A 24,768-nucleotide genomic window follows, 5' to 3' on the forward strand; every position below is an offset into this window, starting at 1 on the left:
GGAATGTTCGCGCCCGACTGCACGCCGACCGTCCGGGTGCCGTGCAATGTGGATGCGCTGCCCGCGGCAATGCCGAAGCCGCCATGGCAGTGGTTGATGTTTATCGTCTGCGAGCCGCTATTAGCCACCGACATGCTCAGCGTCGGGCAGTACGTTGAGGGCGCCGCGGTTGCCAATTGTGGCCACAGGCTGCCCACGCACAACAGCGCTATGGCGAACCAGGAGAAGAACGAAGAAAAGAAAATGTGCGAAGACGCACGCGGCGTCCTCACGCTGTGCGTTGACTCTTGATGCATGTTCTACCCCTGTTGGCACCGCATGGTCACGAACGCCCCCAGGCTTTCGAGCCACTACGGCGAGACCCTATCCCCGTCTGCGGATACCGGGTCTAGACCCGACCGCACCCCTTGCGAACAGCAATTTGCGGATCATTCAAACAGGATTTTTAATATAAAGGAAGTTCTGCGTAGCTCTTACGTTTATAAAGAAAATTCTGCATAACTCTTACGTTTTCAGAGCGAAAATTTCGCTTGTACGATGTGCAGGGTGTGAGCGAGAGTAGCGCCCACACCGGACATAACGTCCGTGCCACCAACCTTTCGGGGGAAAAGGTATGACCGAAGTCTTCCTCGGGCAGATCATGCTCACGGGGTTCTCATTCGCGCCCAAGGGGTTCGCCCTTTGCAATGGACAGCTCCTTCCCGTCGCCCAGAACCAAGCCCTATTTTCACTGCTGGGCACCATGTACGGCGGCAACGGCACTACCAACTTCGCCCTGCCCAACATGCAGTCGCGCACTCCGGTGGGCGCAGGCAATTCGGCGGATTCGAGTTGGAACCCTGAGCCTTACAACCAGGGGGGAATCGGCGGCGTGGAAAGCGTAACCCTGTTGAACACCCAGATTCCGCCCCACAACCATCAGGTCAACGGCACCACGACTGCGGGCACGGCCCGCAACCCCACTGGGGGCCTGTACGGTACCAACGGCAGTTCGATCTTCGGACCCGCCAACGGCACCCCGGTCCCGCTGCAGGGTGTGGGTCCGGGCGGCGGCAACCAGCCGCACCCAAATCTGCAGCCCTACACCGTGATCAATTTCGTGATCGCGCTGTCTGGCATCTATCCGTCGCGCGACTGACGCTTCCGGTATCCACTATAGGAGTTCCTCATGAGCACCCCTTACGTCGGAGAAATCCGGATGTTTGGTTTTTCACGTGTGCCTAACGGTTGGTTCGCATGCGACGGTTCGCTTAAGCCGATCGCCGAGTACGAAGTGCTGTACACCCTGCTCGGCACCACCTACGGCGGCGACGGCATGAACACCTTTGCCGTGCCCGACCTACGCGGCCGCGTGCCTATCCACCAGGGCCACGGCCCGGGACTGGGCACCTACGTGATCGGGCAGATGGCCGGCAGCGAAAGCGTCACCCTGAGTCAGGCCGAGCTGCCCAATCACAACCACCCGCTGATGGCCACCACGACCTTGGCGACCACCGGCGCGGTCGGCAATACGGTGCTGCTGGCGGCGCTTTCGGGCGAGACCATGTACGTCACCGACATCACCGGCGCTATAGGCGCGCCCTTGGCGGCCAACGCGACCACCAGCAACGGCGACAACCTGCCGCACGACAACAGGATGCCCACGCTCACGGTGCAGTTCTGCGTCGCCTGGGCAGGCATTTACCCGTCGCAAGGCTAAGCCGCCACTCGCGCCTACTCGTTTTGAGGACAAGACCATGACCGAACCTTTCATCGGCGAAATCCAGTTGTTCGGCTTCAACTTCCCGCCGCGTGGCTGGGCTTTCTGCAATGGAGCCACCTTGGGGATCCAGCAGAACACTGCCCTGTTCTCACTGCTGGGTACCAACTACGGCGGCAACGGCACGACCAACTTCCAACTACCCAACTTCGTCACCCGCGCGGCCATCGAGCAGGGCCAGGGCCCGGGCCTGACCCAGCACAGCATCGGCGAGTCCTACGGCAGCAATTCAGTGACACTGACCCAGAACACGATGCCGTCGCACAACCACCTCCTGACCGTCTACAACCAGCCCGATGAAACCAAGCGCACCAGCATCCCGGCGCAGAACAACTATCCGGGCCTACCGACCACAGGCACTCCGTTCGTGTCCAGCGCCACCGCCAACGTCCAGTTCAGCCCCAACATGGTCGGGCCGTCCGGCGGCGGCCAGCCGCACGAAAACCGCCAGCCCTACCTCGCCACGAACTTCTGTATCGCGTTGCAGGGCGCCTTCCCCAGCTTCGGTTGAGGACATGCAGGCGGCATCGCGGTTCATTTCGTTTCCGGCGGGGCGCGGTGACCACCTGAGCACCCCGGCGCTACTGAGCGCGCGCGGGTACGCCCTGAGACCGCTGCGCGACGATGACCTGCCCTGGCTGCGCGAACTCTATGCCAGCACCCGCGCCGAGGAACTGGCTCCGGTGCCCTGGCCCAAAGCGGCCAAGCGTACGTTTCTCGACAGTCAGTTCGCGCTACAGCACCAGCACTACCAAGCGCACTACGGCAACTCCGATTTTCTGGCCATCGAACGCGACGGCGTGCCAGTGGGCCGCTACTATCTGCAGCGCAGCACACCGGATCACCTGATCGTCGACATCTGCCTGCTCCCCGACGAACGCGGCCGCGGCGTGGCCGCGGCGCTGATCGCCTACAGCCAAGGCCAAGCCGCCGCCCGAGGCTGCGGCGTGGAACTGCATGTGCAAGCCGACAACGTCGCCGCGCAGCGCCTGTACCGGCGCCTGGGTTTTGCCGTGATCAAGGACCAGCGCTCGCACCTGCTGTTGCGCTGGGCGCGGGACTGAGTCCACGGAGGGGCGGCGCGAACCGCTGCCTCCCACCCCCGTGAGTGCAATCGCGGTTCACGGCACTCCCACAACAAACCGCCGCCCATCTACGCGTGCGGGCGCAACCTCAGTTGAAGATCGCCTGATACAAAAACCCCGCCTGCTCGCGCGCTACGGGTACCAGCAAAATCCCCACCTCACCAATTTCGGAGTGGCGCATCAAATAGGTTTGCTGCGGAAATAAGAAGGCCGAACCATTGCGGAACAACAGCGAAAACGGTGCCCGTGCCGCGCCCGGACGCAACTGCGATGGATTCAGTGCGCGCGCCTCCACCAGTACGAACGGGATCTCGCCGTCGTTAATGATCGCAGAGAAGGTCTCGTCGATGTGGTGGGCGAAATTGTCGAGCGTCAGCAGTTCCATGCAAGGTTCCCCTAAACCGAATCGCATGGTCGCCGTGTGGCTTGCCCGATGCAAGCGTGACGTTCGGCGTAGCGGGTGCGCAGTCAGCTGCGCAGCGTTGATGTGCTGGCACGTCTAGGAGGTGGTCACCTGGCGCAACTGCGCGTAATCGAAGCCAAGGTACTGCTGAGACAGCCCCCGCCGAAGCCCCTAGAAATTATGGCTGAGGAAGCCGGCTTCCAATCCATGTCGACCTTCCACAGCGCTTTCAAAAAGCTGGAAGGCATCACGCCTGCGGCGTTCCGCGCAACCCGAGCCGACTCCTAGAAGCGATTCCAGCACTCCTGAAAGATATTGCAATACATTGATTTGAAAGGCATCGAATAGTGTGCGGGCTTCTTCCACCGAGCCAGCGCCTATGCACCCACCTCGCTTCCTACAGTCCCTGCTGCTAATCCTGCTATCGGTCTGGATGGGCTGTGTTTCCAGCGCCGACGCGGCCCAACAGATCGCCGGGTACGTCGGTGTCGACCGTGCACTGACTGCCTCGCCCGCAGAACGGGTTGGCCCGGTGCAGTTCGCCGCAACGGCCGATACCGCGCAGCCCACACGCGGCAGCCAGGAACGCATGCTGTTCATCCTTGCCAGCAGCAAGGTCCACGGCAACTCGACGATCCCGGCCAGCATCAGCTCCGGCGAAGTCGTGCATGCGTGGGATATCTTCCGGGCAGCAGGCTATACCGTGGACTTCGTGTCCCCCCATGGCGGTGACCTGCCGATCCTCGACGCCTATGTCAGCGACGATGTGGAGGCGCGCCTGAAGGACGATCCCCTCATGGGTGGGTTGCGCAACACCCTCACGCCCGCGCAGATCGACGCCAGCCGATACCGTGCTGTGTACTACGTCGGTGGCAGCAATGCCATGTGTGGCGTGGCGGAGCCCCCGGTCCTGCAGGACATCGCCATGCAGGTGTACGAGCGCAATGGAGGGGTGGTCTCGGGCGTCTGTCATGGCACCGCTGGCATCGTGAATCTCAAGCTCGCCAATGGCCAACACTTGGTGTCGGGCAAGCGCATCAGTGGCTACCCCGAATAGCACGACGCTGCCTACTTCAAGGAATTTCCTTTCCTGATCCGCAAGACGGTCGAGTCGCGTGGCGGTCTGTTCTCTGCCATCAACAGCGACGACCCGTATATCGCAGTCGATGGCCGCGTGGTTACGGGGCAGAACTACGCCTCCGCAAAGCCAGTGGCAGAAGCCGTGGTCGAAGTGCTTCGCAAGCTTGCCGAACAATAGCCTGCGCAGGTTACGAAAAAAGGCTGAGCTGCGCGACTAATGCTTATTTCCAAACCTCCATTCATCCAACAACACTCAAGGACACCAATGAAAAATTCAATCCAATCCATTGCTTTCGTCGCCGCCCTGTTGCTCCTTCCCACCTCCGCCATGGCCCAGAGCAGCGATCGCGAAGCCGTAGATCAAGTCATGCAGAAATTCCTGAGCGCTTATCCGAGCGCCGATGGCGCGCTGGTGTCTGACGTCTTTCGCAAGGATGGCGTGATGATCGGTTACTCGCCCGCCAGGGGCAGTGCGCTGCTGCAGCGCACTGGCGAACAACTTGCGGAAGGCTTCAACGGCACGCCGGCCGCCAACGAGGCCAAGCGAAAACGCACTTACGAAATCGTCGACATGGCAGAAAACCTCGCAGCCGTCAGGATCAACCTGGACTATCCCGGCTGGAGGGGCGTGGACTATATCGTGCTGCTCAAGACTGACGGGAAGTGGCAAATGATCAGCAAGACGTGGACCGGCGTACTGACATCAAACACGCCGTAACGGCCCTCCGCCTTCCGCGCAGACCTCGCGATCAAAAGCCGGAACAGGCGAAATCAATGTCGAACCTACGGTGCGTACTGGTCTCAAAGTGAGTCATGCCCACTATCCCAACCCCATCAGGAAATCCCATGAAAATATTATCCGATCGGTTGTTGTCGCAGGCGTACTCACGCTGCTTCCGCTCTGCGCCATGGCGCAGAGCGGCGAGCATGATGCCGTGGATCGGACCATGCAGAAAGTGATGCACGCGTTCGAGGCGGGCGACGCCAACCTGGCTTTTGAAGTGCTCAGGAAAGACGGGGTGGTGATTGGATACTCACCCGCCAGGGGCGGCATGGTCATCCAGACGGCGGAAGAATGGGTGAAGGGATTTACTGGGCCACCTGCCGACGAGGCCCAACGCCATCGCAGCTACGAAATTCTGGATGTGACGGGGAATGCGGCAGTTGTAAAAGTATTGCTGGATTATCCCGGCTGGGAGGGGGTGGACCACCTTGCGTTGTCGAAGGTCGAGGGCAGTGGATGATCGTGAGCAGATCGTGGAGCGGTAAAACCAAGTCGTAAGCACCATGGGAGTGCTCGATCCCACCGCTTCGCACGCGGGCAGCGCGCCAGATCGAATGTTGCTGGCGTGCTCTTTCTGAGACGGCGGGCGGAATGCCTACCCCAAATGAAACGAAATCAGGTTCACTCGGCCAACGTCCGCTTTGGGTCGAGGCTGTGTAAAAAATCGTCGAAGCGGAACTGCCGACGACAATGCGGTCAGTTCGAGCAACCAGCACGAGGGTAAACAGAGCGAGATGCTCAAGGCGCTATGGCCCTCACCATGCCCTGCGCACCTGTGATCTTGATCATCCGCTTCATGTTGTAGGCCAGAACCGCCAAGCTGATTTCTGTTCGGACCTCCGGAAGCGTCTTCGTCAGCAATGGCGTGGTGCCGAGCCAAGATTTCAGCGTACCGAAGACATGCTCTACCGTCTGTTTTCGCACCACGGCAGCCTGGGGCCTGGCATCGAGAAGCATCTGCATCCTTTCCAGCCCGTCCTCGTGCTCCCAGCGGGTGATTCGCTATAGCTGGTGGTCGTGCACCTCGCCCGCATCGGGCAGCGGGGACAGGCGGAAGCCCAGTACTTGTGCAACGTCAGCCCGTTCTCTTCGGTCGAAAAGCGATGGATCGCCCGCTCGCCTGCCGGACACTCGTACTCATCTTTGGCTTCGTCGTAGACGAAGTCCCGCTTGTCGAACCGACCTTCAGCCTTGCTGTTTGATGTGAGCGGCTTGGGCACCAGCGGGATGATGCCGGCCTCCTCGCACGCGAGGATTTCCGGCGCGTTGAAGTGGCCACGGTATGCCAACGCCGTTATTCGCTCGGTACCAACAGCTTCCTTGGCTTTCATTGCCATGTGCGAGAGCTGAGCACGGTTGTGACCATGGTTGGTGACATAGTGGGCAACGATCAGGTGGTGTTCGGCATCCACGGCCGCCTGGATGTGTAGCCCACCACGCCTGTCCCACCGCCACTTGTGGCCATCAAGCGTGCATCCGTATCCGTCAGTGAGATCTGGCGATCCGGTATGGCCTCAACTGCCTCTAGATGCTGTCCAACTTTTCCATCTGCACGCGCAGCTTTGCCAGCCTGTCCTGCAGGTGGGAAACGCGACCCTCTGGCAACAAGCTTGGATCGCGATCCGCACGGTCCAACTCAGCCAGATAGCGCGCAACGCACTCCTCTAGCTGCTTCCGACACCCCTTGACCTTGCCTACCGTGAAGTTGCGATCCCGGCTGTTCACGGCATTGAGCTTGCTGCCGTCGATCGCGACGATCGCATGCGAGAAGACCTTCATCGTCCGGCGCGGCTGCGCATCGCGGTGATCGCGCCGCCGTTGTCCTTGCGGAAGTCGGCGATGGTCTTGAAGTCCGGCGCCAGCCGGCCAGCCAGCCAGATCAGTTCCAGATTCCGTTGTGCTTCCCGCTCCAAACGACGGCTGGATTGGATGCGATTGAGATAGCCGTATATGTAGATCTTGAGCAAGGCGGCCGGATGGTAGGCAGGCCTCCCGCCCGCGACGCGATTGACAGCCTCAAAGCCCAGCTGGCTCAGATCGAGTGCTTCGGCGAAAGCATCGACAACACGCACGGGGTTTTCTTCGTGAACGTAATCTTCCCGCCGATCAGGGAGCAGAAGGCCCTGGGAACGATCAACCCCATCCACGAATCGCTTCATGTAAAGCACCCGTCGACCGGTGCTCAGATCTTGCCAGCAGAGGCAGGGTTTTCACACAGCCTCGACCCATTGCGGACATCCAGTGTCTGTGGAAGGCAGGACCATTCAGTATCTCAGCTTCTTGCAACACCAATTACTCAACGGAAGGCTAGAGAAAATACGCGTAATGCTTCGCGCGTCCGTCGGTCGGTCAGGTTGCTATAGAGCATCACTTCTTGCGAACGAATGCGGGGCAGCGAAAGCACTCCCGTCATGTCGACCACACCGGACGGCGCCGCGCGACACGCTAGTACCGCAACCGCGAGACCCGCAACTGCGGCGGCCTCCAGGATTGCAGCACCTTTTCCGACAAAAACTTCGCGCCATTCAATGCCGGCCCGGTCAAGCGCACGCACTGCCTCGGTTCGAATGCTACACGCCTCGCCTTGGGTCGCCAGCGGCAGCGGCTGGCCAGCTGGCCGTTTCCAGTCATGCGCGCCGAACCATGAGAAGGTTTCCGTAAATGCCAACTTCCCGCGCTTTTCATTACCCTCTGGACGCAGCACCAACGCAGCGTCGAGATGTCCTTGTTCAAGGCTTTGCAAGAGCTCCTTGGTACCGGCAATACGCATCTCTACCAAGAGACCAGGATCATGATCCCGCATCTGCCGCAATAGGGCTGGTAACTCGCCGCCGACCAGTAGTTGGTTGATACCGATCGCCAACCGGCGCTGTTCTATGGTGAAGGCAGCCGCTGCGCGATCGTGTGACGATACCAATTCGCGAGCTGCACACTGAAAGACCAAGCCCTCAGCGGATAAGCGCACGTGGCGCGGCGTGCGTTCCAGCAGCCGACGCCCGAGTTGATCTTCCAGGCGCCGCAATTTGATACTTACTGCGGACTGTGTGGTCCCCAGCACATTAGCTGCCTGGGTGAAGCTTTTTAAGTCTGCCGCGAGCAGGAATGCCCTGACAGCATCTATATCAATGGCCTTCATCTGGGGAAGATTCGATTTCGAAATGGCAGATATATTTGTAGATGTATTTTTCGAATCATTCAAGCGCCTTAGGATGGGCAGGCAAGACACCAACCATAAGGAATTCCATTGTGAGCAAAATGACCTGCGCGCTTGCCGCAATGCTGGCAGGGCTCGCTGCGCGAGATGTGCAAGCAGCTACGCATGTATTTCCACTTCAAGGCGTCTGGACTTTGGTTGCCGCCGATAAAGTTTTACAGACGGGAGAGACAACACGGGACTATGGAGAAAGACCCAAGGGCAGACTCATGGTCGATGTCATGGGGCGGTACTCGTTGCAGATCTTCAAATCCGAGCGCGTGCGTTTCGCCAGTGGAAACAAATCCGATGGCAGCGCCGACGAAATGAGGTCTGTAGTCATGGGCAGCAGTACTCACTATGGCACTATGACAATCGACGACATCGAAGGCTCGTCATTTCCCAATTGGGAAGGGACGATTCAGAGACGTCAGTACACTCTGGATGGCAGGGAGCTGCGGTACAAAGTTCCACCCCGACAGGATGGGAGCATTCCAATTTCTGTCTGGCACAGGGTCGAGTAGTCTGAATCGCTCAGTAGCTCGCCGGCCAAAACGGTCTGCTTCGCGCCGCATGCATCCCTACAGTCGGTTGAGGTTGTTCGGAGCCTACTGACCCCAAGGCAAATCACAGCGCCTAAGTTGCATTAACCATCCATCAGGTCACCTAGTGGCGGTAACTAGGAATTGTGCCGGACGAGAGTTCGGCTGTGCACTTGAAACCAGAGTGGGAAACATCAGAGGAGTGACTGAATAATGGCTACGATCTGCAGTGAGCAAACGCTGGACGTGCCGGCGAAAGTGGCTTGGGATGCGCTGCGTCGGTTGGGCCAGGCACATGAGCTGTTTGCGCCTGTGCTAGTTGATGGGCAACTGGACGGAGATGTTCGGCAGTTGCAGTTCAGCAATGGCATGACGGTCCGCGAGCGGATCATATGCATTGATGAGCGCCTTCGTCGCGTTGCATACACGGTGTTGGATGAGATGTTCGAGCATCACTCCGCGTCGATGCAGATTGTTGCAGAGGACTCATCAACATGTCGCTTTGTGTGGATCAGTGACTTCCTGCCGGATGCGATGGAGGAGGCCATTTCACCGTTGATCTCGGAAGGGACCAAGGCGTTTGTGGCCAATATTACCCGCGCGAAAGCGTAGGGGTTTTCACACAACCTCAGTCGACAGCCGCCCTCCCCTAACTCCGATAAACATCCCTAATCCCCTGCCTCGCCAGTGCCTGCTCTCGCCATATGCGGAAACACCAGCGACTGGTGCACCTGGGCCCCGGCCCATGCGCCATCACCGACGGCCAGCGATATCGAATGTGGCACGCGGGCGGCGTCGCCACATGCATACACACCTTGGATGCTGGTTTCCTTGGTCTCGGTGGTGCGTATCTGCGTACCCATTGGAGTCTCCATGAGCTCGCACCCGATCTTTTGGGCTATGTCGGAAACAGGTGCATTGCGTGGCGCTGTGAACAGGCCGGCGAAGGCCAGGCATCGGCCGTCGGCGAGTACGACGTCCGCGTGCCCTTCGATGCGTGCGATTGCCGCATGCTTGATCGCGACGCCCCGTGTGGCCAACGCGGCCTTCGCGTCTTCCTCCAGCTCCAGCACGCCATTGGTCAACAGTGTCACATGCCCCCATTCGGCCAGCAGGCTTGCTTGGTGCACCGACATTGGATTGGCTGCGATGACGCCGACGTCGCCGCGGTTGAGCTCGTAGCCGTGGCAGTAGGGGCAGTGGAAAACACTCACCCCCCATCGTTCCGCCAGGCCTTCAACTTCAGGCAGCGAATCCGAGACACCCAGCGCCAGCAGGAGCCGCCGCCCGTGATGATTGACACCTTCGCTCGTCCTGACGGTGAAGCCATCCCTGGCGCCAGATGCCGCAACGGCGACACCCTCGATCCACGTCAGCGTGGAGTAACGTTCGAGCTGCGACCGCGCGACCCGGGCGATCTCCGCAGGGTTACTCCCGTCCTGGCCCAGGAAACCGTGTGATTCGGCCGTCATCCGGTTCCTGCGCTGCCCGGCGTCGATGACCAGCACGGTGCGACGGGCCCGGAGCAACTGCAGTGCAGCCGCCATGCCGGCATAGCTCCCGCCGATGATGATCACGTCGTACATCATTGTCATGCCACGGCACTCCTCTTGCAGGCTTTGTGGCGCCTTGCAAACTCCTTCGCCAATTGCGCCAGCGACACCGAAGCAAACCGCTCCATCAGCAGCGCCTCAGCTTCATCGAATGCATCGTCCAGTGCCGCGTTGACCACCTGTTCGACTAGGCACGCCGGATTCTCGCTGCGATGGCCGACGGCAAAGAGCGCCGGCTCACCGAGCGCCTCGTGCAGGTCCCGGAGGGTCACAGAAGCCAGGTCCGCCTTGATGATCCAACCCCCTGCGTGGCCACGACCGGCGGCGACCAGCCCCGCCTCGCGCAGGAGCCCCATGGTCCGCCTGACAACGACGGGGTTCGTACCCAGGCATCGACCCAGTTCGGCGGACGTCATCGGCCCACAGTGCTGGGCCATGTGCAGCAATGCGTGCAGGACTGCAGAAAGACGGCTGTCTCGTTTCATGTAACTAACCATGTTACATATGAACTCCCTCGTCAACCCCGAATGGTTCGCCATGTCCTTGTTCAACGATCCCAGCACTGTCGCCAACTACCTCGATGGAACGATCAAGAGGGTACCGGGCCTCCTGGCGCTCCATCGGATGTCGGAGATCCTGCTCGCCGAGGTCGTCCCCGAGTACGGCCGCGTGCTGGTGCTTGGCGCGGGAGGTGGAATGGAACTGAAAGCAATCGCCGAAGCGCACCCTGGTTGGCGAATGGTGGGAGTGGACCCCTCGGCCCCGATGCTCGCGCTGGCGGCAGAGACGCTCGGTGCACTGGCACCCCGTGTTGAACTCATCGAAGGCTATATCGATGCCGCACCGGAAACAGCATTCGATGGAGCGGCCTGCCTCCTGACCCTGCACTTCCTGACGCCGGGAGAACGGCTGCGCACGCTGCGGGAAGTGTGGCGGCGACTGAAGCCCGGCGCTCCGTTGGTCGTGGCGCATCACAGCTTTGATACAACCGCCGAAGGGAAGGCGCGCTGGTTCAACCGCCTTGTCGCATTCGCGTCACCATCCAGCGTGCCGGATTCAAGCCGGAATGCAGCCATTGCCGCGATGAGCGAACGACTTCCGGTGCTGGCACCTGATGCGGAAGTGGAATTGCTCGAGCAAGCGGGATTCGAGGGAATCGAGCTGTTCTATGCTGCGTTTACGTTCCGGGGATGGGTGGCATACCGGTCGTAACGCGGTACGTTCGCTTTCGGCCCAGGCAGTGTAAAAACCCCTGCGCTGACCACCTCCCAGCTTTTTGAGCCATTCAAAAGTAGAGAGATTCGGCGAAACTAACCCCAAGCAGAAAGGTGGTTTTTCCATGAAGAAGTCGAAGTTCACCGAAGAGCAGATTGCGTTTTCCCTCCGTCAGGCCGAGGGCGGGACATCGGCCGTCACAAGCATTTGATTGTTCGACCTCAACCCCGAATCTGCCCATTGGGGAAACACATGATCCCTCGCATTGCCCTATGTAGTTGTGGTCAGCTCGTGGCCCATGTCGTTGGCGATCCGGTTCGCGTCTCGATCTGTCACTGTTTTGCTTGCCAGCGGCGAGTAGGTGGCCCGTTTAGCCACCAAGCCCGATTCCTCCGTACGAATGTTTCGGTGTCCGGCGTGTCGTCGGAACACGTGCTCGTCGGTGATGAAGGCCCTGGCGCCAGGTTCCACTTCTGCCCGAATTGTGGCTCAACGGTCTACTACGAGCCGTTGGCTATACCCGACTACATCAGCATTCCAGTGGGCGCATTCACGGACCCAACTTTCTCCCCCCCCACAGTCTCTGTCTATGAGAAGCGCATGCACAGCTGGGTCATGCTGCCGGCGGGCGTAGAGCACATCCCGTGAACCTCAGGCAGGGGCCTAGATCTGCCGACCTTGCGCCTTGGATGCCGAGCAGTGCTCGTAGATTCAGCACTGGTTGCGGGCGTCGCTGCCGATGCGATTGATGGGGAAGGCGGCGTTCACACAAGCCGATCTATAGTCCGCGCCGTGAAGCCGCGTGGGGCGGCTTAGTTAGGAGAACGCCTTATGAAAGCCGGAAATCTGCTTGGCGTAACACTGGCGACAGCCATGGCGCTGGTCACTGCACCAGCTTTAGCCGACCCGCCTCACCACGCGCGGGGCAATGGTCCACCGCCGCATGCGGGTGGTCCTCACAAACGTGATGCACCTCCGCCGGGTTGGCGGAAGAAAGCGTGGCACCGTGGCGACCGTTTGCCTTGGGCTGAGGTCGATCGTCGCTACTGGGTGGATGACTATGCGCATTACGACCTGCGCGACCCGGGGCGTGGCCACCGTTGGGTTCGACAGTCTGATGCCGAGTATCTTCTTGTCGAGATTGCCACTGGTCTGATCATCGATGCTTTGCATCGCTGAGCGGCTCCCTGAGGTGGCTTGATGTCTAGGTCATGCCTAAGCACCTCCGGCATTTTGAAGTGAAAAAGCCCGGCTCTTGGCCGGGCTTTCCTCGCGTGATGGTAGGACCATGGCGGCGATAGTGGCCCGCGATCTTGATTGTCCCGAACCGCTCGATCTCTCGCAGATGGCAAGCGTCTGCTTTGGGTCGAGGCTGCATAAAAACTCGTCGAAGCGGAACTGCCGACGACAATGCGGCCAGTTCGAGCAACCAGCGCGATGGTAAACAGAGCGAGATGCTCAAGCCGCTATGGCCCTCACCACGCCCTGCGCACCCGTGATCCTGATCATTCGCTTCATGTTGTAGGCCAGAACCGCCAAGCTGATTTCTGTTCGGACCTTCGGAAGCGTCTTCGTCAGCAATGGCGTGGTGCCGAGCCAAGATTTCAGAGTACCGAAGACATGCTCCACCGTCTGTTTTCGCACCACGGCAGCCTGGGGCGTGGCATTCAGAAGCATCTGCATCCTTTCCAGCACGTCCTGGTGCTCCCAGCGCGTGATTCGTCTATAGCTGGTGGTGGTGCACCTCGTCCGCATCGGGCATCGTCCGGCATAACGTCACAAAGCGGCTGCACACCGCGATGATCGCGCCGCCGTTGTCCTTGCGGAAGTCGGCGATGGTCTTGAAGTCCGGCGCCAGCCGGCCGGCCAACCAGATCAGTTCCCGATTCCGTTGTGCTTCCCGCTCCAAACGACCGCTGGATTAGATGCGATTGAGATAGCCGTATATGTAGATCTTGAGCAAGGCGGCCGGATGGTAGGCAGGCCTCCCGCCCGCGACGCGATTGACAGCCTCAAAGCCCAGCTGGCTCAGATCGAGTGCTTCGACGAAAGCATCGACAACACGCACGGGGTTTTCTTCGTGAACGTAATCTTCCAGCCGATCAGGGAGCAGAAGGCCTTGGGAACGATCAATTCCATCCACTAATCGCTTCATGTAAAGCACCCATCGAGCGGTGCTCAGATCTTGCCAGCAGAGGCAGGGTTTTCACACAGCCTCGGTCCAAGCTGGCCCCACCGTACCCCCGATAACGCGCCCTAATCGTGCGCAAAGCGTTGCTCGTCACGGGTAATATCCCAATGGATGCCGTAATGCAGACCAAAAGAGGTGCCACACCCGGGCAGATGCTTCCTTCATCTGTTCCGCCTGCAAGTGATAATCAGGACAGCCGACCCACAATTCGCCTGCGTTCGAGTCCGCCAATGGAAGCATGGACAACGACAGCGTCCAGCCCATTACCGCCATTAACTTGTTCAGCGGTTTTTCTCTCTCTAGTTGACAGGGATAGATCCCACTAGCGCGTGGTCTTGCAGACATCTCGCACGAGGGAACGCAGCCAGCGATGCGCCGGGTCGGCTTCGAGCCGTGGGTGCCAGAACAGCGAGATGGTGAAATCCTCAACCGGCACAGGCAGTTTGAAGCGGTGCATGCCATCGCTCAGGCCGGCGGTGTGCTTCTCCGGCACCGTCGCGACGATGTCGGAGCCACGGGCAAGCGCGATCGCAGGCCCGAAACCACTGACCGTCGCCACCGCATTGCGCACCAGTCCCATCCGTTCCAGTGCCTCGTCGACCACCGCCGCACGCAGACCGCGACGTTTGATGACGACATGCGCTGCTGTCGCATAGCGCTGCGGCGTCATCCGGCCCTTCGACAACCGGTGCCCGCGGCGCACGACGCCGACGAAGCGGTCGCGGAACAGGCCCAGTGCGCGGATCTCCGGTCCCATCGCTTGGGCGATCACGCCTGTCTCTAAGTCAACCGTGCCATCGCGCAAGGGCGTGCTGTCCTTGTCCGGTTTGGCCAGGAATGAAAGCTGAACCAGTGGCGCCTCGTTCGACACGCGTGCGATCAGTTCGGGTCCGAAGGTTTCGGCGAAGCCTTCGGTGCTGCGGATCGCGAAGGTCCGCGCCAACGACGGCAAGTCGAGTTTCAGCGCAGGGCGCAACACCGCTTCCGCGTCGATGACGACCTGGCGAACACGTCCTCGCAATTCCAGAGCGCGCGGCGTGGGCACCAAGCCGCGTCCCGCACGCACCAGCAACGGATCGCCCGTCGCCTCGCGCAGGCGCGCCAACGCCCGGCTCATGGCTGAAGTGCTCAGCCGCAGGCGTTTCGCCGCGCCGACAACGCTGCCCTCGTCGAGCAGGACATCGAGGGTGACAAGCAGGTTCAAGTCGAGGTTGTCCATGGCACTACGAATAGCACGATCCTGCTCGGCCAGACATGGCGTTGCATGCACTGATTATTTGCGAACAGTGCGTCTTCCGCCTTGGCTGTGAGGAGCTCAGGCTCCCCCCATGAACGCCAAACCATCCGCCCCGCCCTCCTCCCCGGCTCCATCCGGCGCGCTCGCCTGCCTCGCCCTGACCATGCTGCTGTCCTCGCTGGGTACAAGCATCGCCAACGTTGGTCTTCCGACGTTCGTCCACGCCTTCGACGCGCCCTTCCAGTCCGTGCAATGGGTGGTGCTGGCCTATCTGCTGGCGGTGACCACACTGGTCGTGTCGGCCGGGCGGCTGGGCGACTTGTTCGGCCGGCGTCGGCTCATGCTGCTCGGGATCGCGACATTCACCCTCGCCTCGCTGGCCTGCGCCACTGCGCCTTCGCTTTGGTTGTTGATCGCCGCGCGTGCCGGCCAGGGTTTCGGCGCGGCCATGATGATGGCGCTGACGATGGCGCTGGTCGGCGAATCCGTGCCGAAGGAGCGCGCGGGCCGCGCGATGGGACTGCTCGGAACGACGTCAGCCGTCGGCACAGCACTTGGCCCGTCACTAGGCGGCGTGCTGATTGGGGCCTTCGGCTGGCAGGTAATTTTTCTCATCAATCTGCCATTGGGCCTGCTGGCTACGTCACTGGCCTGGCGTTACCTGCCACGCGACCGCAGTAATGCCAATGCATCGGGCTTCGACCTGCCAGGTTCGTTGTTGCTCGCCTCCGCGCTTGCGGCGTATTCGCTGGCGATGACACTCGGACGGGGGCATTTCGGCGTGGTCAACCTTGCGCTTGCAGCGGTCGCAGTCGTCCTTGGGCTAGTGTTCCTGGTCGTCGAAGCGAAGGCGCGTTCGCCGCTGGTGCAACCCGCGTTGTTCCGTGAGCGATTGGTCGGCACCGGCTTTGTGGCCAGCGGATTGGCGACGACAGTGGCGATGACGACCCTCGTGGTCGGTCCCTTCTATCTGTCCGGCGCTCTGCACTTGGATGCCACCGTGATCGGCCTGGTGATGTCGGCGGGCCCGCTGGTCGCGGCGCTGGTCGGCATACCGGCGGGCAAAGCGGTCGATAGCTTCGGCGCATTGCGCATGACCGTGGTGGGACTACTGTCGATGGCAGCGGGCGCGTTCCTGCTCTCACGCATGACGATTGACGGCGGCGCGTTGGGTTACGTCATCGCCTTGGTCGTGCTGACCAGCGGCTTCGCCACCTTCCAGGCCGCAAACAACACCGCCGTCATCACTGGCACCGCTCCGAGCCAGCGCGGCATCGTGTCGGGACTGCTCAACCTCTCACGCAACCTGGGTCTGGTCACCGGCGCATCGTTGATGGGGGCCGTGTTCATGCATGCCGCCGGGACATCGGCCATCACGTCGGCCAACACAACTGCGGTGGTATCCGGTACCCATGCCGTGTTCCTGCTCGCGACCTTGCTGATTGCTATCGCACTTGCAGTCGTCGTTGGGCCCCAGCTGCGCATGGCTGCTGCTTCCTTCAACCGCACGCGTTGAACACGACGATGCCGCAATTTCCCAAGCCCCGGGTGATCTCCCCCTGCCTGGGCACTACTGTTATAGCGATGCCGCTTTCGCCGCCGAGGCGATCACCACGTCACCACACGACCGCTATGGGGGTACCGCAGCGGCGGGCGAAAAATCACCGGCTCCCGCCGATTCTTACCCGCTGATGGCGGCGGGCTGGGGGCCCGAATTGGGCGGCGGACTGACGTTCAACCGCCGGACAGAGGACTGGAGCGGCATGGAATCAACGCTCACGCAGCGCCTCTTCAGCACGATTCAGCGGCTTAACAAGATACTGCCAGATAGTCTTGCTACCGGTACGAATATCTGCCGTGGCGATCATGCCTGGCACGATCGGAAACTCCTTACCCACCTTGTTTAGCAACGCATCGCTGTCCGTGCGAATGAACACCCGGTAGTAAACGATTTCCGGCTTAACGTCGTCACGGATCGTGTCCGGTGAAATGGTGACCACCTTGCCCGTCAGGCCACCATAGATCGCGTAGTCGTAGGCGGTGATCTTGACCAATGCCTCTTGCCCGGGGTGGATGAAGGCAATGTCACGCGGCGATATCCGGGCTTCGACCAACAGTTGATCCCCCAACGGCACGATCACCATCGCCTGTCCGTTCGGCGGAACGACTCCGCCGATGGTGGTGACCTCGACATCCTTCACCACACCGCGTACCGGAGAACGTAGCGTCAATCGCGTCAGCGAATCAGCGCGCCCCCGCACCACCGAGGACAACGACTCGACCTCGGCATTTGCCTTGGCCAGTTCCTCGCGGCTGCGCACCATGTACTCCGAACGTACTTCGGAAAGCTTTAAGCGCAACTCCGAGCTCTGCCGCTGCAGGCGGAGCAATTCGACGCTGCTCGCCGCACCGGAGGTAAGCAACGACTCGGTGATTCGCAGTTCACGGCTAACCAAATCCAGGGAACGCTGCAATCCGTCCAGCGATTCGGCCAGACTTACACGTCTGGACCGGAATAGTGCGCTTTCACTGGCGATCAGCTCCGGATGCGCTGTGACCAGTTCTTCGGGGAAGTGCAAGGTCGTGGCCCCCTCTACTTCCCCCTGCAGGCGGATGGAACTGGCCAACGCGGCGCGATACTTGGCCGCCGTCTCCTCAACGCTGGATTCGCCGCGGGTGGGGTCTAGCTGCGCCAATACCTGGTCTTTCTCAACGATGTCACCCTCGACCACCTTCAGCTCAGCCAGGATGCCGCCTTCCAGCGACTGGATCGTCTGCTCCCGCGAGATCGGGATCACCTTGCCGGTACCGCTGGAGACTTCCTCTATCTCGAACCAGTACGCCCAGCCCAGAAACACCAACAGAAAAGCGCTGACCCATAGCACAACCCGAGAGGAATCCGTAGCGCGGATCTCATCGCTGTCAAATACGTCGTCGACCTTTCTCGCACTCATGCTTTGTCCTCAGCCGGTGCGTCGCTGACATCTGCACCTTCGCCACCCTGGGCCGCCTGGTCACTCTGGGTCTTCATCTTTGTCGTCCCAACCGAGAGCTTGTATGCGGCTCTGGTTCCTGTGGATCTAGAGCTTCCGGGGGCCTTGCCGCGCAGCTTCTCGATGACCTCATCCCTGGGACCATCCAGCAGCACTTGGCCGTTATCGACCACCAGTACCCGTTTCACCAGTTGCAGCATCGCCATGCGGTGGGTTGCAATAACCATCGTCGTGGTTTCAGGTAACCCCGCCAGTGTTTGGATGACCCCCTGTTCTGCTGCCTCATCCAGCGACGCACTGGGCTCATCCAGCAGCAGCACATTCGGATTTCGCACTAGCAACCGCGCCAGCATCAAGCTCTGGCGCTGGCCGCCGGACAGACCCAGGCCTCCTTCCAGCACCACGTGGTCCAAGCCATCGGGCAAAGCACACACATAAGTCCACGCGCCACCTGCTCGCAACGCTTCCATCAGCTCCTCATCGGTCGCGGTCGGCGCACCCATCAAGAGGTTCTCGCGCAGCGTTCCGTAGAACAAGCGCGACTCCTGCGAGAGGAAGCCAACATCTCGGCGGACATCGGCAGGATCAATGTGTGACAGTGGCACGTCATCCAGCAATACATGACCAGTCTGCGGATCCATCATTCCAGACAACGCCCGCAGCAACGTTGATTTGCCTGCACCATTGCGACCAAGGATCGCGATACGTTCGCCAGACCGGACCCTCAGGCCCCCAATCTTCAGTGACGGCTGCTTCCCGTCATGGCTGAACACCGCGTTGGTGAACACATAGCGCCCCGCCAGTGACGCACGATGGATGCGCTTGCCATGGTCCGGGTTGTCCACCGGCATCCGCAACAGGTTGTCCAGCGCTTCCTTGGCGATGCGCGCCTGTTGCCAGCGGCTGAGGATCTGAGTGAGGCTAGCTAGTGGCCCAAGCATGCGACTGGACAGCATGGAGGCCGCCACGAGCACGCCGGTGGTGATATCGCCCTCCATCACCATGGGCGCTCCGACGAACACCACGACGGTGAACACGCCGGTCTGAACGGTCTGGGCCCAGTTGTTCAGCGTGCCTGTCAGGTCGCGCAGCTTCATGCCGGTATCGGCATTGATCTCGTTGTAGTGATTCCAGTGCGTCTGGAACCTCGGTTCGGCCTGAAGCAGCTTTATGTCCTCTATCCCCTGCACTGCCTCGACCAGCATCGCGTTGCGCAGCGAGGACTCCCGCATACCCTCCTGCGCCAATGCGCGCAGACGTTTCTGCAACAGGATACCGGGCAACACCATGAGTATCGCCGCCAGCACCGGAATCCACACCAGGCTGCCGGCGATGTACCAGAACATCACGCAGAACAGCAGGAAGAACGGCACGTCGGCCACGGCGGCGATGGTCGTGGACGTCAGCATGTCGCGTACCGATTCCAGCTCGCGCAGCTGGGATATGAAGGTACCCGTCGATTTGGGCCGCGCCGCGTTGCGTACACGAAGTGCGTGACCAAATACCTTGTCCGAAACACGCAGATCAGCTCGCTTGCCAAGCACATCGGTGATCCGTGTACGTGCCTGCCGCAACACGTAAGCGAACACCATGGCAAACAGCACCCCACCGAACAGAACGTAAAGTGTGGGCATCGACTGAGCCGGCACAACCCGGTCATACACCTGCATCGAGAACAGGATGCTAGCGATGCCGAGGAAGTTCGTGACCAGCGAGGCCAGCAAGATATGCCGGTATGGCCGCATGTCTGCCAAGACCAGATGACGCAACCAGCCGGGTTCGAACGGCTTAATGTAGTCATCAACGCGGCTATCCGGCACAGAACGCATCGGGCGCGCAACCGCCATGCGCATCACCACCGCGTTGAGCGCTGCGGCATCCAGCGTGGTGGGCAGGCCGCGATCACCACCGAGCTCCAGAGTGAACCCCGCCTCCGTCATGGCCGTCACGACACCGACCTGGCCATCCTTCAGCTGCACCATCATGGGCAGACGCCAAGGGGTCAGGCGGGTCGGATCCGGCGCCACCCACCGCAGCGCCAGTCCAACCTGTCGTGCCAGCTGTGGTACGCGCTGCTCCACTGGCCGCCGCTCGCCGGCCTTTCCTTCCCACTCAGCAGCAATACGAATTGCTTCCGGCGAGCAATCAATGCGGTAGTGATTGGCAACGCGCAGGATTGCATCGACCCAGCCGCTCAGGTCTGCAAGTGCGCTCGTTTCTGTTTCTGCTGCGATATTCATGGGACCAGCTCCACACCGGCCACCGTGCGGTTGTCCAGACCGAAGGCATGGCGCAGCCCTCCGCCGGCGGCCAGGCAATCGACCTGCATGCGCTGCAGATCATGTGTGTTGTTGACGCTTTCTACCCGCGCCGCATGAAACTCCTGCTCGGCATTGAGCAGATCCAACAATGAACGGGTGCCCAGATCCAGGTACTGCTGCCGATACAGGTCACGTGTATGTTCGATGCTTCCCGTCCGCTCATTCAACACCGCGTTGCGGCCCTCATAGCCCCGCGCACGTGACCGCGCGTCCATCGACGCCTGATCGGCCTGCAGGCGCGCGTGCTCCAGCGCAGCCTCCGCCGCCGCCAGCGAGTAGCCCGATGCCCGTCGCCGCGCGGCGTTGCCACCGCCCTGATAGAGCGGAGCTGTCACGTTCAGCGATAGCGACGCGTCGTAAGGCCTGTTCAGACGTGAATCGGCATTCAGGCCCCGGCTTACAGCACCGTCCACGGACAGCGTCGGCCTGCTTTGCGCGCGGGCGTTTTCCACATCAGCTTGCGCTGCGCGAAGCTGCGCCTGGGCGATCAGCACTGCCGGCGCCGATTGCGGATCGACTATGCCGTCGACACGTTTGCAGGCATCTGCCAGCTGCCCGCCTGTCGTACCTGCCGCCGTTGGCAAGCGCGGCGCGCCGGTCAGCTGCCGCAGTTGCAGGCGCCAACGCTCCAGCTGTGCTGCGACGTCCAGAAGATTGGCCAACGCAGCTTCCTCACGCGCCTGCGCCTGCAATTCATCGGACAACGGACTGGCCCCCTTCGCGCGGCGCTCGCGCGCCAGATTGGCAATGGAGCCCACTCCCGAACGCTGGGCTTGGGCAAGCTCCAACAGCGCTTCATAGCGACGGGCCTCGATCCAGGCATGCGCGGTCTCCTGTACCAGTTGGTCAACCGCCAGCAGCAGCCGTGCCTGGGCCCCCGCGCGACCGGCATGGGCACGATCGACGTCACTGGAAACCTTGCCGAAGTCGTAAAGCATCTGCGAAACGGATGCCGTCAACTGGTGAGCGCTGCGACTGTCGTATCCCGACAGGGCACGGTTGCGCCAATCCGAGCCCAGCCCCGCCCGCAGTTGCGGGTAGTAGCCGGCACGCGCTACTTGTATCGCTTCATCCGACTCCATCAGGTAGCCCGCAGCGTTACGTACGCTCGGATGCCATTTCACCGCCATGTCCACTGCCTGCCCAAGTTCCAGCGGCATCGATGGACCCATCACGTCCTGCGGCTCCAGCCTGGCAGAGGGCGTCGGCTGCAATGCCATCGCAGGATTGGCCAGCACGACACACAGGGCCACCCCTAATCGGGCCAGCACATGTCGTTCCATCAAGAGGTTCTTCATTTCAGATATTTGCTTTCACAGTCGAAGATGGGGCTGGGCGACGTGCCGAACGCCGACGGCCATCGCGCTGCCCCCCGGTTCCGCAGCCGCCACCGGGAAACCGGCTGGCCACCTTCGCGGCCTGGTGATCAGCTGATGTCATGCAGCGCGCACGCCATGGTGGTCAGCGCAGGCAGGCGCTGCCGTTTCTTCCTCGCCCCAGCATCGGATTGAACACGCGGGCCGACATTGGGAAACATCAACGGGCACCAGTACCCGCAACCAGCAGAAAAGAGCGGGCCGCTGTAGCGGCCCGCAACAAGGAAGGAGTTATAAGCCCCGCCCCCATTTCAATCCCGATCAACCGACCGGCGTAATGGTGATGGCAACGCGGCGGTTGGGCTTGAGGCAGGCACGCAGCTCCGGTGTGGAGCGCTCGCCCTCGCACTGCTTGACCTGCTCAGCCAAACCACGTCCGGACGTGGTGATCCTGTCAACGGCGATGCCACGATCCACCAGGTACGCAGCTACGGCCTGCGCACGCTGCTCGGACAATCGTTGATTGTAGGCAGCGCTACCAAGCCGGTCGGTATGACCAACGATGTCAACTTTGCTATTGTTCCCAAGCAGCTTTGCGGTTATCCCGTCGAGAACCTGCATGCCTTCAACGCTGAGCAGGTCCTTATCGAAGTCGAACAGGAAATCGCCCGACAAATCGATCCGCTCAGGCGTCGCTGGCGTCGCCTGCGGGGCCAATGCCGCCATCGCCAGTCGGCACTGGTAACGCCGCCAGGAGGTCTCCCGCACAGTTGTTCCGTCGGCTTCGAACACCACCTTGTATTGGCAAACGATGAAATCTTCATCGGCTACGTCAAGCTTGAGGTTGTAGTTCCACTCCGGCCCCCGCTCGCCATTTTCCGTGGACAGGGGCGCGCCCAGCAGCTCGCGTACCTGCCCATCGTTGATCCCCGGCTTCACGCTCAGGATCTGAGCGGTTGGAACACGTCGCCCGTCGCGCTGGAACGGTTCGTCGTAGTCGGGGAGTTCCATCGTCACGTTGCTGTAATCCAGCCCGTGCGGATTGATGTCAGCCGCGCTGCTGCGGCTTTGGGCATGGCTCGCAAACGGGGCAAGCAGTGCAACCGCCAGCATGCTTGTCAGGAGTTTCTTGTTCATTTATTGACCTCGATTCTTCAGGAAAGCAGGAACGTCCAGCCCTTGCGGAGCACGTACCACGCCATCGATTCCGATGGAGCCGGGTGGGCCGCTGGCCGACCCGGCTCCAGATGCGTTACACCATCGCTTGATGATGCTGGTCCAGCTCATCCAGCGGATGCACCAAGGGCAATGGCATCGCGACCTGCGCAAGCGAGCCAGAGAAGGCCTGCATGTTGCTGCCAGGCAGTGATGCATCCAGGCTGCCACTGCCGTACGACGCGACCAGATCGGTCAACGCCGGCAGGGCATGCGTTTGTTCGCCCGTCGCGCCGGTGATGCCTTCGTCACCATGGAAGGCGAATGACGTTCCGCCATCTGGACTATCCGGCAGGACGGTGCCTACCGGATGGACCGTGATGGTCAACGTCGACGACGCCGTGTCGCCATCGTTGTCGATCAGTGTGAAGCCGATGTCCTCGACTCGGGTGCCCGAATCGATGATGGGCGGGGTATAGCTGTATTCCCCAGTCTCCATGTTGACGATGAATCGGCCTCCGGTATTGACGGAACCATCTGGACCTTCGGTAAGGATGTTCCAAGTGTTGGTCGCCGCATCGAACAATCCGTTGGCAGTACCACCCGTTACGCTGCCGTCATCGTGGTAGGTCCGGCCGTTGACGGTGATGTCGAGCAATCCACCGCCATCGGCACCGAGACCAGAGTTGCCCCCCAAGGTGCCGCCCAGATCCACCACCGCACCCTGCGCAGCATCAATGGCCGAATCACGCAGGATCGGCGGCAGGTCGTTGATATCGTTAACGAAGACAGAATTTGTATCCTCTTTGTGGATACCGTCATAGGCAATACGGTCCATGTTGCCGCGTGCATTGCCTTGCTGATTCGTCGGAACCTCCATGCCAAAAACGTGAGAGAAGATCTGGTTGGCTTCTAAGAAGTCGATCCACGCCTCCTCTTCCGCATCATTGATGCCGTTTGCTCCCGAACCCGGAATACCCCAGTCGGTGTTCTGGTTGGGTTCGCCATCAGTCAGGAAGTAGGAGACATTCTTGCCTCCAGCGATCTTGCCCGGATCATCGAATGCGTCCATCGCTTTGAGCAGAGCAGCGTCATAGTTGGTTCCAGCGCTGTTTGCGTTGATGCCACTGACATATGCCTTGGCCGCGTCGATGTCACCCCATGAAGTACCCCAAGCCTGGGTGCCTGCAGCTGTGCCGAACACCACGATCTGTACCGCAACATTGCCGAGCCCTGCATAGGTATCGAGCAACTCGGTCACTGCAGCCTTCATGCCAGCGACCCTGCTCGCGGTCATGCTGGTTGAGATATCCAGGATCAGCATGACGTTGGTGTCCTGCTCCGGCAGCACCACGTCCACCGCACCCGGGTTGGCAACGGGTGCGTCGTCGTGCACCGTCACCGTCAGGGTGCCAGTAGCCGGCGGATTGACGCCGTCGTCAGCGGTAATCGTCAGGCCGATATCCAGGGCCTCGTCTTCGCCACCCAAGTGATCAAGTGGCTTCAGCAAGGTGACTGTGTAATTGCCTTCGTTGTCGATGGTCGCATTGATAACCTCCTCGCCACCTGCCCTGCCAATCAACGGATCGCCCACGGAACCGGTACCACTCCAAGTCACCACCTCGCCACCGGAGATCAAGCCAACCGGGCCAGCCAAAGTGACCGTCAGCGGACCGCCTACGGTATCGGGGTCGTTGATGTCGACCTGACCGGTCGCGGTGGTCGGACTGTCGTTTCCGTCTGGGAAGCCCCCCGGCAGTCCCTCCTCGTACACCGCTGCCTGAGCGTCAATGATGACCGGCGAGCTGTCATCCACGTCCAGTTCGTTGAGCGTGACGGTGATGGTGGTCGTACCGCCATTGCCGTCGCTGGCTACTACGGTGATCGTGTGGCTGTTGCCCGTTGCCTCGTAGTCATTCGCCAGCGAGGCTGCACCGACCG

Annotated in this window: 25 protein-coding genes and 2 pseudogenes; 14 read left to right on the forward strand and 13 right to left on the reverse strand. The window is 60.9% G+C overall.

What is annotated here, in order from left to right; genetic code table 11:
* Positions 1-3 precede the first annotated feature (3 nt).
* The 5 genes from PAN08_RS17815 (at position 4) to PAN08_RS17835 (ending at position 2,823) form a co-directional block, all read left to right on the forward strand.
* Positions 4-291, forward strand: coding sequence for a hypothetical protein (locus tag PAN08_RS17815; protein WP_057633312.1), 288 nt, complete (start codon positions 4-6; stop codon positions 289-291).
* A gap of 322 nt (positions 292-613) precedes the next feature.
* On the forward strand, positions 614-1,138 hold the full coding sequence (locus tag PAN08_RS17820; protein WP_057633313.1) for a tail fiber protein: 525 nt from the start codon (positions 614-616) through the stop codon (positions 1,136-1,138).
* 30 nt (positions 1,139-1,168) lie between these two features.
* Complete coding sequence (locus PAN08_RS17825; RefSeq protein ID WP_057633314.1) at positions 1,169-1,699, forward strand: tail fiber protein; 531 nt, start codon at positions 1,169-1,171, stop codon at positions 1,697-1,699.
* Between the two features lie 37 nt (positions 1,700-1,736).
* The gene (locus tag PAN08_RS17830; RefSeq protein WP_057633315.1) at positions 1,737-2,270 is read left to right on the forward strand and encodes a tail fiber protein; all 534 of its coding nucleotides are present in this window, start codon (positions 1,737-1,739) and stop codon (positions 2,268-2,270) included.
* 4 nt (positions 2,271-2,274) lie between these two features.
* Positions 2,275-2,823 (forward strand): GNAT family N-acetyltransferase, encoded by a 549-nt coding sequence (locus PAN08_RS17835; RefSeq protein ID WP_083490750.1) that lies wholly within the window; start codon positions 2,275-2,277, stop codon positions 2,821-2,823.
* 109 nt (positions 2,824-2,932) lie between these two features.
* Here the strand turns inward: PAN08_RS17835 and PAN08_RS17840 are convergent, their stop codons facing one another.
* Both PAN08_RS17840 and PAN08_RS17845 read right to left on the reverse strand, forming a co-directional pair.
* Positions 2,933-3,229, reverse strand: coding sequence for a hypothetical protein (locus tag PAN08_RS17840; protein ID WP_057633316.1), 297 nt, complete (start codon positions 3,227-3,229; stop codon positions 2,933-2,935).
* Positions 3,230-3,418: 189 nt separating this feature from the next.
* Positions 3,419-3,613 (reverse strand): hypothetical protein, encoded by a 195-nt coding sequence (locus tag PAN08_RS17845; RefSeq protein WP_245626177.1) that lies wholly within the window; start codon positions 3,611-3,613, stop codon positions 3,419-3,421.
* A gap of 67 nt (positions 3,614-3,680) precedes the next feature.
* On the opposite strand from PAN08_RS17845, the gene PAN08_RS17850 reads away from it, so the two are divergent.
* The 3 genes from PAN08_RS17850 to PAN08_RS17860 all read left to right on the forward strand — a co-directional run bounded on the left by PAN08_RS17850 (position 3,681) and on the right by PAN08_RS17860 (position 5,571).
* Positions 3,681-4,304 carry a DJ-1/PfpI family protein gene (locus PAN08_RS17850; RefSeq protein ID WP_057633318.1) on the forward strand — a complete coding sequence of 208 codons (624 nt, stop codon included), beginning with the start codon at positions 3,681-3,683 and terminating at the stop codon, positions 4,302-4,304.
* A gap of 288 nt (positions 4,305-4,592) precedes the next feature.
* A complete protein-coding gene (locus PAN08_RS17855) occupies positions 4,593-5,045 on the forward strand; it encodes a nuclear transport factor 2 family protein (RefSeq protein WP_057633319.1) in 453 nt (150 codons plus the stop codon).
* Positions 5,046-5,115: 70 nt separating this feature from the next.
* A complete protein-coding gene (locus PAN08_RS17860) occupies positions 5,116-5,571 on the forward strand; it encodes a nuclear transport factor 2 family protein (protein ID WP_269792853.1) in 456 nt (151 codons plus the stop codon).
* 278 nt (positions 5,572-5,849) lie between these two features.
* Here PAN08_RS17860 and PAN08_RS17865 read toward each other — a convergent pair.
* Together PAN08_RS17865 and PAN08_RS17870 are read right to left on the reverse strand one after the other, a co-directional pair.
* Positions 5,850-7,270, reverse strand: a pseudogene (locus tag PAN08_RS17865) (IS1182 family transposase).
* Between the two features lie 137 nt (positions 7,271-7,407).
* Positions 7,408-8,247, reverse strand: coding sequence for a LysR family transcriptional regulator (locus tag PAN08_RS17870; protein ID WP_269792854.1), 840 nt, complete (start codon positions 8,245-8,247; stop codon positions 7,408-7,410).
* A gap of 119 nt (positions 8,248-8,366) precedes the next feature.
* Between PAN08_RS17870 and PAN08_RS17875 the strand changes: the two genes are divergently transcribed.
* Together PAN08_RS17875 and PAN08_RS17880 are read left to right on the forward strand one after the other, a co-directional pair.
* Positions 8,367-8,828 carry a lipocalin-like domain-containing protein gene (locus PAN08_RS17875; RefSeq protein WP_269792866.1) on the forward strand — a complete coding sequence of 154 codons (462 nt, stop codon included), beginning with the start codon at positions 8,367-8,369 and terminating at the stop codon, positions 8,826-8,828.
* Between the two features lie 231 nt (positions 8,829-9,059).
* Positions 9,060-9,458 (forward strand): SRPBCC family protein, encoded by a 399-nt coding sequence (locus PAN08_RS17880; RefSeq protein WP_269792855.1) that lies wholly within the window; start codon positions 9,060-9,062, stop codon positions 9,456-9,458.
* Between the two features lie 56 nt (positions 9,459-9,514).
* On the opposite strand, the gene PAN08_RS17885 is transcribed toward PAN08_RS17880, so the two are convergent.
* Positions 9,515-10,435 (reverse strand): NAD(P)/FAD-dependent oxidoreductase, encoded by a 921-nt coding sequence (locus PAN08_RS17885; protein WP_269792867.1) that lies wholly within the window; start codon positions 10,433-10,435, stop codon positions 9,515-9,517.
* Between the two features lie 2 nt (positions 10,436-10,437).
* Positions 10,438-10,884: an Rrf2 family transcriptional regulator gene (locus PAN08_RS17890; RefSeq protein WP_269792856.1), complete on the reverse strand. Its 447-nt coding sequence runs from the start codon at positions 10,882-10,884 to the stop codon at positions 10,438-10,440.
* Between the two features lie 52 nt (positions 10,885-10,936).
* Here PAN08_RS17890 and PAN08_RS17895 point away from each other — a divergent pair, with 52 nt between their 5' ends.
* The 3 genes from PAN08_RS17895 to PAN08_RS18065 all read left to right on the forward strand — a co-directional run bounded on the left by PAN08_RS17895 (position 10,937) and on the right by PAN08_RS18065 (position 12,793).
* Positions 10,937-11,611: a class I SAM-dependent methyltransferase gene (locus tag PAN08_RS17895; protein WP_269792868.1), complete on the forward strand. Its 675-nt coding sequence runs from the start codon at positions 10,937-10,939 to the stop codon at positions 11,609-11,611.
* Between the two features lie 255 nt (positions 11,612-11,866).
* Complete coding sequence (locus tag PAN08_RS17900; RefSeq protein ID WP_269792857.1) at positions 11,867-12,262, forward strand: GFA family protein; 396 nt, start codon at positions 11,867-11,869, stop codon at positions 12,260-12,262.
* 183 nt (positions 12,263-12,445) lie between these two features.
* A complete protein-coding gene (locus PAN08_RS18065) occupies positions 12,446-12,793 on the forward strand; it encodes an RcnB family protein (RefSeq protein WP_332840117.1) in 348 nt (115 codons plus the stop codon).
* Between the two features lie 279 nt (positions 12,794-13,072).
* On the opposite strand, the pseudogene PAN08_RS17910 reads toward PAN08_RS18065, so the two are convergent.
* Positions 13,073-13,769 (reverse strand): annotated as a pseudogene (locus tag PAN08_RS17910) (transposase).
* A gap of 358 nt (positions 13,770-14,127) precedes the next feature.
* On the reverse strand, positions 14,128-15,024 hold the full coding sequence (locus PAN08_RS17915) for a LysR family transcriptional regulator (protein ID WP_269792859.1): 897 nt from the start codon (positions 15,022-15,024) through the stop codon (positions 14,128-14,130).
* A 109-nt stretch (positions 15,025-15,133) separates the two neighbouring features.
* Here PAN08_RS17915 and PAN08_RS17920 point away from each other — a divergent pair, with 109 nt between their 5' ends.
* Positions 15,134-16,558 carry an MFS transporter gene (locus PAN08_RS17920; RefSeq protein WP_269792860.1) on the forward strand — a complete coding sequence of 475 codons (1,425 nt, stop codon included), beginning with the start codon at positions 15,134-15,136 and terminating at the stop codon, positions 16,556-16,558.
* A gap of 253 nt (positions 16,559-16,811) precedes the next feature.
* Here the strand turns inward: PAN08_RS17920 and PAN08_RS17925 are convergent, their stop codons facing one another.
* The 5 genes from PAN08_RS17925 to PAN08_RS17945 form a co-directional block, all read right to left on the reverse strand.
* Entirely contained in the window at positions 16,812-17,996 is a 1,185-nt protein-coding gene (locus tag PAN08_RS17925; RefSeq protein ID WP_269792861.1) for an HlyD family efflux transporter periplasmic adaptor subunit, read from the reverse strand.
* Positions 17,993-20,275 (reverse strand): type I secretion system permease/ATPase, encoded by a 2,283-nt coding sequence (locus PAN08_RS17930; RefSeq protein ID WP_269792862.1) that lies wholly within the window; start codon positions 20,273-20,275, stop codon positions 17,993-17,995. Before PAN08_RS17930 ends, PAN08_RS17925 begins: the two co-directional genes overlap by 4 nt.
* Entirely contained in the window at positions 20,272-21,654 is a 1,383-nt protein-coding gene (locus PAN08_RS17935; protein WP_269792863.1) for a TolC family outer membrane protein, read from the reverse strand. The genes PAN08_RS17930 and PAN08_RS17935 overlap by 4 nt, the downstream gene beginning before the upstream one ends.
* Before the next feature lie 339 nt (positions 21,655-21,993).
* Positions 21,994-22,785 (reverse strand): OmpA family protein, encoded by a 792-nt coding sequence (locus tag PAN08_RS17940; protein WP_269792864.1) that lies wholly within the window; start codon positions 22,783-22,785, stop codon positions 21,994-21,996.
* Positions 22,786-22,924: 139 nt separating this feature from the next.
* Positions 22,925-24,768 (reverse strand): VWA domain-containing protein (locus tag PAN08_RS17945; RefSeq protein WP_269792865.1); only part of this gene is annotated, 1,844 nt, incomplete at its 5' end.

The sequence above is a fragment of the Stenotrophomonas sp. Iso1 genome (assembly GCF_027497995.1).
Taxonomy (GTDB): domain Bacteria; phylum Pseudomonadota; class Gammaproteobacteria; order Xanthomonadales; family Xanthomonadaceae; genus Stenotrophomonas.

Coding starts and splice junctions, on each gene's coding strand:
- PAN08_RS17815 (WP_057633312.1), top strand. CDS start 4: ATGTTCGCGCCCGACTGCACGCCGACCGTCCGGGTGCCGTGCAATGTG.
- PAN08_RS17820 (WP_057633313.1), top strand. CDS start 614: ATGACCGAAGTCTTCCTCGGGCAGATCATGCTCACGGGGTTCTCATTC.
- PAN08_RS17825 (WP_057633314.1), top strand. CDS start 1,169: ATGAGCACCCCTTACGTCGGAGAAATCCGGATGTTTGGTTTTTCACGT.
- PAN08_RS17830 (WP_057633315.1), top strand. CDS start 1,737: ATGACCGAACCTTTCATCGGCGAAATCCAGTTGTTCGGCTTCAACTTC.
- PAN08_RS17835 (WP_083490750.1), top strand. CDS start 2,275: ATGCAGGCGGCATCGCGGTTCATTTCGTTTCCGGCGGGGCGCGGTGAC.
- PAN08_RS17840 (WP_057633316.1), bottom strand. CDS start 3,229: ATGGAACTGCTGACGCTCGACAATTTCGCCCACCACATCGACGAGACC.
- PAN08_RS17850 (WP_057633318.1), top strand. CDS start 3,681: ATGGGCTGTGTTTCCAGCGCCGACGCGGCCCAACAGATCGCCGGGTAC.
- PAN08_RS17855 (WP_057633319.1), top strand. CDS start 4,593: ATGAAAAATTCAATCCAATCCATTGCTTTCGTCGCCGCCCTGTTGCTC.
- PAN08_RS17870 (WP_269792854.1), bottom strand. CDS start 8,247: ATGAAGGCCATTGATATAGATGCTGTCAGGGCATTCCTGCTCGCGGCA.
- PAN08_RS17875 (WP_269792866.1), top strand. CDS start 8,367: ATGACCTGCGCGCTTGCCGCAATGCTGGCAGGGCTCGCTGCGCGAGAT.
- PAN08_RS17880 (WP_269792855.1), top strand. CDS start 9,060: ATGGCTACGATCTGCAGTGAGCAAACGCTGGACGTGCCGGCGAAAGTG.
- PAN08_RS17885 (WP_269792867.1), bottom strand. CDS start 10,435: ATGATGTACGACGTGATCATCATCGGCGGGAGCTATGCCGGCATGGCG.
- PAN08_RS17890 (WP_269792856.1), bottom strand. CDS start 10,884: ATGAAACGAGACAGCCGTCTTTCTGCAGTCCTGCACGCATTGCTGCAC.
- PAN08_RS17895 (WP_269792868.1), top strand. CDS start 10,937: ATGTCCTTGTTCAACGATCCCAGCACTGTCGCCAACTACCTCGATGGA.
- PAN08_RS17900 (WP_269792857.1), top strand. CDS start 11,867: ATGATCCCTCGCATTGCCCTATGTAGTTGTGGTCAGCTCGTGGCCCAT.
- PAN08_RS18065 (WP_332840117.1), top strand. CDS start 12,446: ATGAAAGCCGGAAATCTGCTTGGCGTAACACTGGCGACAGCCATGGCG.
- PAN08_RS17915 (WP_269792859.1), bottom strand. CDS start 15,024: ATGGACAACCTCGACTTGAACCTGCTTGTCACCCTCGATGTCCTGCTC.
- PAN08_RS17920 (WP_269792860.1), top strand. CDS start 15,134: ATGAACGCCAAACCATCCGCCCCGCCCTCCTCCCCGGCTCCATCCGGC.
- PAN08_RS17925 (WP_269792861.1), bottom strand. CDS start 17,996: ATGAGTGCGAGAAAGGTCGACGACGTATTTGACAGCGATGAGATCCGC.
- PAN08_RS17930 (WP_269792862.1), bottom strand. CDS start 20,275: ATGAATATCGCAGCAGAAACAGAAACGAGCGCACTTGCAGACCTGAGC.
- PAN08_RS17935 (WP_269792863.1), bottom strand. CDS start 21,654: ATGAAGAACCTCTTGATGGAACGACATGTGCTGGCCCGATTAGGGGTG.
- PAN08_RS17940 (WP_269792864.1), bottom strand. CDS start 22,785: ATGCTGGCGGTTGCACTGCTTGCCCCGTTTGCGAGCCATGCCCAAAGC.